This window comes from Pseudoalteromonas sp. UBA6610, assembly GCF_002433295.1.
Classification (GTDB): Bacteria; Pseudomonadota; Gammaproteobacteria; order Enterobacterales; family Alteromonadaceae; genus Pseudoalteromonas; species Pseudoalteromonas atlantica.
Genome location: NZ_DJHW01000085.1, coordinates 48,118 through 59,653, shown reverse-complemented (window position 1 = coordinate 59,653; position 11,536 = coordinate 48,118). Strand labels below are relative to the sequence as shown.

9 protein-coding genes are annotated in these 11,536 nt (G+C 38.9%); 6 read left to right on the top strand and 3 right to left on the bottom strand.

Annotated features, from left to right (window positions below; all coding sequences use genetic code 11):
- Window positions 1–509 precede the first annotated feature (509 nt).
- The gene (locus B4F91_RS11440; protein WP_004588794.1) at window positions 510–704 is read left to right on the top strand and encodes a (2Fe-2S)-binding protein; all 195 of its coding nucleotides are present in this window, start codon (window positions 510–512) and stop codon (window positions 702–704) included.
- 71 nt (window positions 705–775) lie between these two features.
- Here B4F91_RS11440 and bfr (B4F91_RS11435) read toward each other — a convergent pair whose 3' ends face one another.
- The 3 genes from bfr (B4F91_RS11435) to B4F91_RS11425 form a co-directional block, all read right to left on the bottom strand.
- Window positions 776–1,240, bottom strand: a complete 465-nt coding sequence (gene bfr / locus B4F91_RS11435) for a bacterioferritin (RefSeq protein WP_004588793.1) — start codon at window positions 1,238–1,240, stop codon at window positions 776–778.
- 12 nt (window positions 1,241–1,252) lie between these two features.
- The gene (bfr, locus tag B4F91_RS11430; RefSeq protein ID WP_024031963.1) at window positions 1,253–1,726 is read right to left on the bottom strand and encodes a bacterioferritin; all 474 of its coding nucleotides are present in this window, start codon (window positions 1,724–1,726) and stop codon (window positions 1,253–1,255) included.
- A gap of 166 nt (window positions 1,727–1,892) precedes the next feature.
- Complete coding sequence (locus B4F91_RS11425; RefSeq protein ID WP_286936945.1) at window positions 1,893–2,963, bottom strand: PepSY-associated TM helix domain-containing protein; 1,071 nt, start codon at window positions 2,961–2,963, stop codon at window positions 1,893–1,895.
- A gap of 422 nt (window positions 2,964–3,385) precedes the next feature.
- Between B4F91_RS11425 and B4F91_RS11420 the strand changes: the two genes are divergently transcribed.
- From B4F91_RS11420 to B4F91_RS11400, 5 genes are all read left to right on the top strand, one after another.
- A complete protein-coding gene (locus B4F91_RS11420) occupies window positions 3,386–8,143 on the top strand; it encodes a PAS domain-containing protein (RefSeq protein WP_288635761.1) in 4,758 nt (1,585 codons plus the stop codon).
- A 10-nt stretch (window positions 8,144–8,153) separates the two neighbouring features.
- Window positions 8,154–8,639, top strand: a complete 486-nt coding sequence (locus B4F91_RS11415) for a GNAT family N-acetyltransferase (RefSeq protein ID WP_029774246.1) — start codon at window positions 8,154–8,156, stop codon at window positions 8,637–8,639.
- A 127-nt stretch (window positions 8,640–8,766) separates the two neighbouring features.
- Window positions 8,767–10,122, top strand: a complete 1,356-nt coding sequence (locus tag B4F91_RS11410; RefSeq protein ID WP_286936950.1) for a DNA-3-methyladenine glycosylase 2 family protein — start codon at window positions 8,767–8,769, stop codon at window positions 10,120–10,122.
- Window positions 10,119–10,589 carry a methylated-DNA--[protein]-cysteine S-methyltransferase gene (locus tag B4F91_RS11405; protein ID WP_121638410.1) on the top strand — a complete coding sequence of 157 codons (471 nt, stop codon included), beginning with the start codon at window positions 10,119–10,121 and terminating at the stop codon, window positions 10,587–10,589. The genes B4F91_RS11410 and B4F91_RS11405 overlap by 4 nt, the downstream gene beginning before the upstream one ends.
- Before the next feature lie 67 nt (window positions 10,590–10,656).
- Entirely contained in the window at window positions 10,657–11,451 is a 795-nt protein-coding gene (locus tag B4F91_RS11400; RefSeq protein WP_288635760.1) for an amino acid ABC transporter substrate-binding protein, read from the top strand.
- The last annotated feature ends 85 nt before the right edge of the window (window positions 11,452–11,536 follow it).

Below are 11,536 nucleotides of genomic sequence, written 5' to 3'. Positions count from 1 at the left end.
AATCTCTATGTGTCTCAAGGTCGGCTTATGGCACAGAGCAGACCGCCGGTAATTATTGAGTGATGCAATCCACGGCTATAACTGCCCATGAATACAAGTTCTTTATGTAATGAAAAATAAAGATGCGCTGTTGCTACTCCGCAAAGCATCGGCCTAAATAAACTCTACCTCGAAGTAAACCGATTAGCTTTCGTATAACAGATAGGGCAAATTATCAATTCAAATCACTTACTGTAATAGATGTTTTCAAGCGATTTCTCGTTGTTTAAGAAATTTACCTAATAAAAAACATAATTATTTTTAGAGTGTAATTTAGTTAATAAATCTCAATTTAAGTGCCATATTTCATTATAAATCAATAAGTTCTCAACGCGCCGTGAATTCTCGATTTAAGTGGCACTGATCACTTTTTTGAAAAATAACTAATTTTTATTTCACAAACAATTGATAACCATTATTGTTTAGATTAATATGCACCTACTAAATGAAATTGAGAGTAGTTTGTATTCATGTATATTTGTCTTTGTCACGGGGTGACTGATAAAAAAATTGAGCAAACAATTGACGATGGTGCAACTACCATGCGTGAATTAACTAAAGAGCTTAAAGTAGGCAGCCAATGCGGTAAGTGTTGTTGTTGTACTAAAAAGATCCTAAATCGCAAACTTATTGAGATTGCAGATATTACCGATCAAGTCGCTTAATTCGTTATTACAAAATTCAGATACAAAAAAAGCAGCTTATAAAGCTGCTTTTTTTATGATCTAAATTTTCCTTACAGTTGAGACTGTAAGTAATTTTCAAGCCCCGTATTTTGAATAAGTAATTGCTGGGTCTCTAGCCAGTCAATTTGTTCTTCCTGCTCGTTCAAAATATTGTCGAGTGCTTCACGGCTAATATAATCTTTTTTGTTTTCAGCTAATTTAATTGCACTGCGCAAATCATCAATTGTATCAAGCTCAAAGCTCATATTTGCGGCAATCATTTCTTCGCTGTTTTCGCCAATGCGTAAACGGCCTAGGTCTTGTAAGTTAGGTAAGCCTTCTAAAAATAAAATACGTTCGATTAAACGATCGGCGTTTTTCATTTTTTGAATTGAAACCTTGTAGTCTGCTTTATCAAGCTGGCTAAAACCAAAATCTTTAAACATGCGGGCATGCAAAAAGTATTGGTTAATACCCACAAGCTCATTAGCGAGTACTTTATTTAAAGCTGCTATAACGTCTTTATCGCCTTTCATACTTTATGCTCCTTACTCGCCCATTTGTGCTTGGTGGTAGTTTTGCGTACCAATTTTATCAATTAGACCAAGTTGTTGCTCTAACCAATAAACGTGATCTTCTTCGGTATCAAATAATAGCTTTTCTAACACTTCGCGAGACTGATAATCTTGCTGCTCTTCACAAATAGCAATTACCTCTTTAACACATGCAACTACTTCAAGCTCTAGTGTTAAATCGTTTTGCATCATGCTTTTTACATCGTTACCAATTAAAAGGTCACGGCGTTTGGTCATGTTAGGCACGCCTTCTAAGAACAAGATGCGTTTGATTAGCCAATCAGCATGATCTTTTTCTTCTTCCATTTCATGGTTAAGGCGTACATATAATTTATCTAAACCCCAGTCATCATACATGCGTGAATGAATAAAATACTGGTCAATTGCGGCTAACTCATTGGCTAGCAAAGTATTAAATGCATCGATTACTTTTTGATTACCTTTCATGATAAATCACCTTAACTATTTTAATTGTGCACAGTGTAGTTAAATTTGCGTATTTTGCAAGTTTTTCTATAAAAATCATTAATTTACAATTGGTTTTGATTCTTATTTAAGTTTGCGTTATTGCTTGGTTTATGTACAGTTTTGCATTTTCATTTAAAGGGTAATGTTATACCCACTTATGCCGTTTGCACCATAAATAAACACCACTGAGTATAAAAAATGCTAACGACAGTGATACTAAAAGCCATACAAATTTTACAATCGGCCCTGCAAATGCGCCAGTATGAAACACATATTTAAAGTTCCATACATGGGTGACTGCATTTGCTTTACTGGCATCATACGCGCTAAGCACTTTAGCGTTGTATGGATTTACCCACACCCAGCTATAAGCATGGCTTTCTCCTGGGTTTTGCAGGCGTAAAGCGATTGGGTCATTGTGTTTTTTAGGTAAGTAAATACGATACAAAATCCCATCAGGAAATACATCAAGGGCTTTATTTATTGCTTGGTCGTAGTTAATACTTGCTGTTGATTTTGCTATCACTTTTGGCGCTTTAGGCCTATTTTGTACTTGAGAAAATGCCACGGTTTCTACTAATGTTTTGGTCGCGCTTTTCCAATTAAAGGTGATACCTGTAAAGGCTATAAGCAATAGCGGTAATAAAACATAAACACCAAGCACGGTGTGTAGCTGATACATAAGTACTTTAAATTTGGCTTTAGGTTTAATCGCCAGTCGTTTTAGGCGGTTTTTAGGCTTTACCCATAAATAAAAACCCACTAACACATTTATTATTAATAATAGGGCGCATACAGAGACCACGTTTTTTAGCGGTTTTTCACCAGAGTCTGTTTCAAATAATAGCCAGCGATGCAAAGCAAGGGCAAAACCATACAGCGTGTCATTTGTTTGGTATTGAAAAATTACTTTGCCTGTATACGGGTTCACACTGGCGTTACTGCCATCACCTAATCTAAATTGCCAGCTGGCATTAGGGTTACTAAGGGGCATAAAGCGGGTGATTTTTTTATCTGTTTGCTGCTGTACTGCGCGGATTAACTCTGCGTGGCTAAGCGTTTTGGTTTGTGGTTCTACCTGCAATTTATCGGGCTGAATATAATATTGTATGTCATTTGCATAGAGTAAAATGGCACCGCTAATACTGAGTATTAACAAAAAAAGGCCACTTAGTAAGGCAAGGTATAAGTGAATTCGACGTAACCAGATTTTCAAAAGTAATCTCTATAATAAGCAGTTACAGCGATTGTAAGTGATAGAACAGGTGTTTATCAATTTATAAAATGTGACCCTTTGTGTAAGCAAACTACTGTATATAAAACCGAGAACAACACGCTAAGCTTTAGCCCCTTAAATAAAGTTTATAAATTGAGTGGCTTGAAGTCAGTAAAAGTTCGTATGAGTAATGCGCTTTAATTTTTATAATAATGAAATAAATACCAGCTAAAAATTAAAATATGCACGGTTTGCGTTCTTGCTTATTTTTGCGTGTAAATTTTAATTGCAACTTATTGATGTTTAAACTGTAATTATGTGATGTATTTTAAACGCTTTGGGGGCTAAAACTTGCGTCTTTTAGGTTTTAGTGCATTAATATAGGTAATAAATAATACAATTACAGTTATTGGATATATAGCATGGTTGAAGGAAAAAAGTATGGGCTGCTAAATGGCACAGCTCAGTCTGTGCGTAGTAAGCTGATCATTACTTTTTTAGTTATTGCTATTGTTCCACTTTGCTTGCTGACCTGGTTTAGCTTACAGCACGTTAATAATACCTTGCAAAAAAATGCAAATGCAGAGCTTCATGAATTAAGCTCTATCGCCTCAGAGTTTGCTAATTTATGGTTTGATGATCACCTTACTGATTTATATACCTTTAAAAATCAGCTTTCTAATTTCCCGCTTGAACAAAGCAAATTAATAAATCATTTTGTTAATCAATATGACTTTGTAAATAGTATAGAAATTATCGCTGCATCGGCACTTAAGCAGCCCATTATCTCGCCTTACGGGCAGATAAACAAAGGTGAGCTTAGTACGCTTATAAATTCGGTTAATACCTCAACGCCAGCCGCTTTTGGCTCTGTTATGTTAAATGGCAAACAGTTTAATATTGTGGCTATGCCTTTGCTTAATGCGGCGCAACAACTAGAGGGTGTAATTCTCACAGAAGTAAATATTAATGGCCTTTTAAAAAGCTTAAACACCATTCACAACATGCACAACGAAGTGAGTTTTTTTGTACTACATAATAATAAAATTGAGCGCTCTTCAGTAACAAATGCAGATGAGGCGCCTGTTTTTTCGCAAACGGCACTCACCAGTAAGCAAGTATTTGATTACGCCAGTGCCAACGGCACGACATACCATGCATATATTAGTGATTTAAATTTTTTAGGTGTGCAAGGGTGGCAGCTTTTAGCGGCAAAACCTTTGCATATTATGCTCAAAGACTCTACTTATTATAAGCAGCTGGCTATTTTTACAAATGCAGTTTCTTTACTTCTCATTTTATGCGCAGCGTGGTGGTTTAGTCGGCGCTTATCTAAGCCTTTAATTCAGCTTACCTCAGTAATGGCCCGAATTACCGATGGCGAGAAAGTAAAGGTACCTACTTTAACTGATAGCCACGAGTTAAATAGATTATCAGTAGATCTTCAAAAAATGGTGGCATTTAAAGAAGAGCAGCAGAGCATATTGCAAAAGCAGCGCTCTGCTTTGCAAACTGCGTTTAAACAATTGGATGAGCAAAAAAGTGCCCTTGATGAGCATGCCATTGTAGCGGTAACAGATTTAGCGGGCACCATCACCTTTGTAAATAAGAAGTTTTGTGAAATTAGCGGCTATGAAGAACATGAGCTTATAGGTCAAAATCACCGTTTACTTAATTCAGGAAGGCACGACAAAGGCTTTTTTAAAAGCATGTATAAAACCCTTAAACGGGGTGAAGTATGGAACGGCCAAATATGTAATAAAGCAAAACATGGTGGCTTTTATTGGGTAGACACCACCATAGCGCCATTTTTTGATGAGCACGGTAAACCGCAAAGCTATATAGCCATTCGTACTGATGTCACGCCATTAAAATTACAAGAGCTTGAACTTGAACAGCACAAAACCCAACTTCAGTTAGTCATAGATACCACCGCCGTAGGAATATGGGATTGGTTTATAGATACCAGCAAAGTGACTTTTAATAATCGCTGGGCAGAAATAATAGGCTATAAACTCAGCGAGTTAGAACCTACCACTATTAATACTTGGTATAAGTTTGCACACCCCGATGATTTGGTTATTTCAGAGCAAAAGTTAAAAGCGCACTTTAATGGTGACACTGATTACTATGTCAGCGAAGCGCGAATGAAACACAAAGATGGCCACTGGGTTTGGGTACTCGATACTGCAAAAGTAGTCGACTGGAACCTAGATGGGTCGCCTCGTCGTATGATTGGAACACATTTAGATATTACCGAGCGTAAGCAAATAGAGTCTGAGCTACAGTATAGCCGCGATCGCTTTGCTTCTTTAGTGGAAAATATTCCAGGGGTTATTTATCGATGTAAGTTCGATAAAGCTTGGACCATGTTGTACATGAGTGACCAAGTAAAAGACATAACAGGCTATACGCCTGATGACTTTATTAATAATAAAACACTAAGCTTTGCCGCTATTATTCACGATGGCGATCAAGATGTTGAGCTGCAAGTAAGTACCTGTATTGCACAAAAGCTGCCCTGGTCTATTGAATACAGAGTAAAAAGAAATGATGGCAGTATTCGTTGGGTACACGAAAAAGGCCAAGCAATTTATGGCGATGACAACGAAGTTCTTTATTTAGATGGCTTTATTTTAGACATTACTGAGCGCCATAATACTCAAGTAGAAATTACCCGCCAACAAAACCTGCTTGAGGCAATGAGTAAACAAGGCCAAATTGGCGCATGGGAAATAAACCTTGAAAACCAAACCATGTATTGGTCAGACGAAGTAAAAGTAATACACGAAGTTCCCGACGGGTTTGAACCTAGCATTGATACTGCCATTAACTTTTATAAGCCAGGAGAGCACCGCGATAAAATTAGCACGTTGTTTGAATGTGCGGTGACTTTAGGCGAAAGCTGGAGTGTTGAGCTGATAATTTTAACTTATACCGGTAAAGAGCGCTGGGTTAAGTCGATGGGGCAGGCGGAGTTTAAAGACGGCAAATGCGTGCGTGTCTTTGGCTCGTTCCAAAGTATTGATGCACATAAACGCCTAGAGTTAGAAAGCGAAAAAGCAAACGCCTATAACAAAAATTTAGCGTCATTAACGGTTTCGCCTGAAGTACAAAATAGCGACGTTGCGCAAGTTAAAAAGCTGGCGATAAAGTCGATGGTAGAGGTATTAAATGTTGAGCGTGCCTCTATTTGGATATTTAACAAACAGTGCGACGAAATGGCGTGCCATGGTTTATATACTCGAAAAGATGGATTTGTGGATTTTGACGGCGTTCTTAAAAAGGCTGATTTTCCAAGCTACTATGAGGCTATTTTTGAGCAAAACCTAGTGGCAATTGAAGATGTATATACGCATAAGGCAACCATTGAATTTACGCAAAGTTATACTCAACCATTAAATATTCAGTCAATGCTGGATGCGGTTATTTCATCAGGCGATGGAAATTTAGGTATTTTATGCGCAGAAACTGTAGGGGTTAAGCACACTTGGACGCAAAGCGAAGAAACCTATTTGCGCTCTTTGGCTACGTTAGTCGGTAGTACCTTGGTCTCGCAAAAGCGTAAAGAAACCGCTGAAAAGCTGAAGGTTGCTTTAGTGCAAGCACAAGATGCTGCTGTAGCAAAAAGCCAGTTTTTAGCAACCATGAGCCACGAAATTCGTACACCGATGAATGGCGTATTAGGCATGTTAGAGCTGGTAGAGTTAGAGCCATTAAGTAAACCAATAGAAAAAAAGGTCGCTATTGCTAAAAGCAGTGCTCATTCTTTACTTGGCGTTATTAACGATATTTTAGATTTTTCTAAGGTGGAAGCGGGCAAAGTTGAGCTTGAGCATATACATTTTAATGCGCGCGACTTAATTGGCGAAATAGCCGAGGCACAGGCCTTTACCGCACAAGAAAAAGGCATTGAGATTATTTTAGATTTAGTCTCCTTGGAGCCTTCACATTTAATGGGCGACCCCGGGCGCATCCGCCAAGTGGTAACCAACTTAATTAGTAATGCGGTTAAATTTACCAGCCAGGGTGAAGTGGTGGTGAGTGCATCTATAGAAAAAACCGACCAAGACCTAATGCTAAATATAAAAGTAAAAGACTCAGGAATAGGCATAACCGAAGCAAAACAACAGCAATTATTTACCCCTTTTTCGCAAGTGGATGCATCCACCACGCGAGAATACGGAGGCACGGGGCTGGGGCTTGCTATATGTAAACAGTTATGTGAGCTAATGAATGGTAAAATTTCACTGGCGAGCGAACCTGGCAAAGGCAGCGAATTTACTGCAACCATGCAAGTGGCTGAAGGCATCGAAAAAGAACGTACTATCCCTAATATAAATATGAGTTCGTTAAATGTATTAGTGGTTGATGATAACGAGACAAACCGCTTAGTTATCTCTCAGCAGTTAGGGCACTGGGGGGCTAATGTTACGCTTGCTAGTAGTGCAAAACAGGCGCTTGAACTATGTGCACAGCGCATAGAAAATAATCAGCCTATGTTTGATATTGCTGTGCTAGACATGCAAATGCCAGAAATGGATGGAATGGAGCTGTGTAAAGTGCTTAAAGCACATGATGACTATAAAGCCATGCCATTAGTAATGATGACCAGTATTGCAGGTATGGAAGGCGCTCAGCGCTACTCAAAAATTGGTTTTCAGGCTTATTTTCCTAAGCCGGTTACAACCGCCGATTTAATTTCTGCGTTATCGGTTATTACAAGTTCAGACAGCACCGAGCCCCTTCCTTTGGTGACCCCAGGGTATATTTCGTCACTCAGAAAAGAAAAATCAGACACACCTGCAAAAATTTTATTAGTTGAGGATAACCCCGTTAATCAGCATGTTTCTACACTGATGCTTAAAAAGCTAAATTGCGAAGTAATACTGGCGCAAAATGGTCAAGAAGCCATAAATACCTTAAGCGAGCATAACGAGGGGTATTTTGATTTAGTGTTAATGGATTGCCAAATGCCGGTAATGGATGGCTTTGACGCCACGGCTAATATACGAGACGGTATAGCAGGGGATGAGCACAAAGCAATAAAAATAATTGCCCTAACCGCCAATGCAATGGACTCAGATAAAGAGCGTTGTATTAATGCCGGTATGGATGACTACTTAACTAAACCCATTCAGCTTGATATTTTAAAAGAAAAAATAGAGCAGTACTTTTAGGATTAAGAACATGAGTAAGCAAATACAAATACGCGATGCTAAAAAAAGCGATGCGCCAACCATTTTACAGTTTATTACCGAACTGGCCATTTACGAAAAAGAACCCGATGCAGTAAAAACAGATGAGCAAGCAATTATAAAAACGCTGTTTAGTGAGGGGGCAACAGCACACAGTGTTATTTGCCTTGAAGATGATGAGCCTATTGGCTTTGCGGTGTATTTTTATAATTACTCTACCTGGCTGGGTAAAAATGGCTTATACCTAGAAGATTTATACGTAAGCCCCGATAGCCGTGGCAATGGTGCGGGCAAACTAATAATGAAACACCTTGCTAATAAAGCTATAAAAAACGACTGTGGACGCTTTGAGTGGGTAGTACTGGATTGGAATAAACCCGCTATAGATTTTTATAATAGCATTGGGGCAAAAGCCCAAAACGAATGGATAATCTACCGCCTAGCAGGCCAAGACTTGCTCGATTTTGCAGAGCAATAGTGATACTAAAACGCTTAATTAAGTGGGTTGGATAATACTTTTTTAAAAGCAGATGAGTGCCGAAAACGGCCAGTATCTGCTTTAAAAATTGTTATGCTAAGGTACGTTTTATTGATTAAGACCCTACATGAATAATCAGTATTGGCAAAAAGCACGGCAAAGCCGCGATGCACGATTTGATGGCTTATTTTACGTTGCGGTAAAAAGCACCGGTATTTATTGTCGGCCAATTTGCCCCGCGCCCACCGCTCAAGAAAAAAATGTGGTGTATTATCAATATGCGCACAACGCAGCGCAAGCAGGCTTTAGACCGTGCATACGCTGCAGGCCCGATAGTGCTCCGGGCAGCGCTGCTTGGCAGGGGGTAAAAACGACCGCGCTTAGAGCTAAGCAGTTAATTGATTTAGGTGATAGCTGTAATTGCGAAATACTAGCTACTCGTTTGGGTATTACCAGTCGTTATTTGCGACGCATATTTAATCAGCACTTTGGTGTGTCTGTTACTCAGTATCGGTTATTTAACCAATGTCAGTTTGCTAAAAAGCTCATTCAAGAAACCACATTACCCATAACCGATATTGCATTTGCCGCTGGGTTTAAAAGTGTGCGACGTTTTAACGATGCTTTTTTACAACAGTTAAATATAGCGCCATCAAAGCTCAGAAAATCAAAAAAAGAGGCAACCCCTGTGATTGTATTAACTCTCCCTTTTAGACCTCCTTACAATTGGCAGGCTTTGCACAGCTTTTTGTCAAAGCGGTTAATAGAGCCTATGGAGTGGATAACCCCAACCAGTTACGGGCGAACATTTAAGCTAAAAGGGGCGGTAGGTTATTTTAATGCGCACTTTAAGGCGCAAAATAACCATTTTAAAGTTGAAATAGTAATAAATAATACTGAGCACTTACAAAAAGTAATTAATAACATACGCCGTGTACTTGATGTAGATGCCGATATAAACCCTATTGAAAGCCACATAAAAAACAGTATTAATGGGGCATTTACATTAAGTGAAGGGCTACGCTTACCTGGGATATGGTCAAGCTTTGAAGCGGGGATCCGCGCTGTATTGGGTCAACAAGTTAGCGTGGGGGCAGCGCACACTTTAGTAACAAAGCTGGTTGCAGAGCGAGGCGACAAACACGCAGATAAAGTGTATTTTCCACAGCCTGAGGAATTAGCGACATGCGACTTTGAATTTTTTAAAATGCCGCAATCGCGCAAAAATGCATTAAAAAATTTATCTAAGTACTGCGCTGATAACCCCGATAACAGGGTTTTGGATAATTGGCTCGATATAAAAGGCATAGGCCCATGGACTGTTAACTACGCTAAACTGCGCGGGCAAAGTAACCCAGATATACTATTAGCCGGCGATCTCGGGGTAAAAAAGGCGCTGATCAATGCTAAGCAATTTAACCCAGAGCTGAGCGCTCCATTTCGCTCGTACTTAACGTTTCAACTATGGCAGCAACTTTCATGATTATACAGACCGCAATTTCGAGCCCGATTGACGATGTTATTATTCAAGCGACTGAAAACGGGGTGAGCTATGTTGGTTTTTACCCAAAAACACACTATGCCCATACACCCGTTGCGCAAGTAACAAATGAAGCGGTTTTAATCTGCGTAAAGCAATTAAACGAATACTTTAATGGTCAGCGCAAAACCTTTAATGTGCCATTAGATACGCAAGGTACGCCTTTTCAAAATGGTGTGTGGCAAGCGTTGCTCAGCGTCCCTTTTGGCAAAACCATGACCTACGGCGATATAGCTAAACAATTAAATAACCCTAAGGCGGTAAGAGCAGTCGGGGCTGCAAATGGCAAAAACCCCATTAGTATTATTGTGCCATGCCATCGAATTATTGGTGCAAACTCAAAGCTTACTGGGTACGCTGGTGGCCTTGAGAGAAAAAGTTGGTTACTAAAGCATGAAGGAATAATTTAACAGTTACAGTACTGGCAGCTTTATTATCACAAGCTACAATTTACATTATTTACTAATAAAAATTATTATGAGTATCAGCAGCTTAAATTATTTATTTATAATTGGTTTGATGTTTTCTTCAGCAGTGTTTGCTAACCCTCAAACACTTATATTTTGCTACGAAGATAAAGACGTTGCCCCTATGTTTTTGGGCATTGGGCAAGAGGTACCTATAGATAACCCTGGCGCCTCAATTGAAATTTTAAAGCAACTGGATGCCGACATACCCAATGTGGCTATTTCTTTTGTTAGAAAACCATGGCGCAGATGCCTAAACGATTTAGAACTTAACCGTGTTAATGCCGTTATTGCCAGCTATCGTGATGGGCGTGAACGTTTTGCTGTGTACCCTACAAACGAAAAAGGGGTGTTGCTAGAAAAATTTGCAGTGAGTCGTTTTAGTAGCTGCTTAATAGGGCGGGCTCGTTTTCATAAACAATGGCAAACACGTGAAGTATTTCAAAATAAAGCGTTCACTATCGCCATTCCTAATGGCTATGGCTTAAACAGCGCGCTAAAAGAAGAGCCTTTTTATATTCATAATACTTTTTCAAAAGACAAAGCATTTGAATTACTTGATAAAGGAGTGGTACAGGCAAGTGTTGATTTATGCCAAGTAGATGACTTAAAAGTGTCGAGCTATCAACATAAAGGGAGCGATGTAAAACCCCTTTACCCACCTTATGAAACAACCGACGGTTATTTAATTTTTTCAAAGCAGTTTTACCAGCAAAATAGCCAGCTTAGTAAAGAGATATGGCAATGGTTAGCGCGCTTTGACAGTGCACAAATTTATATAAAATATTTGCAAGTTGTTGAATAATAAGAAAATCAAAGCGCTTATTAACTAAAATAGCGATATGAAATTGGTATTAATCGCATATTAAGGTAGCATAAGCGCACTTTTT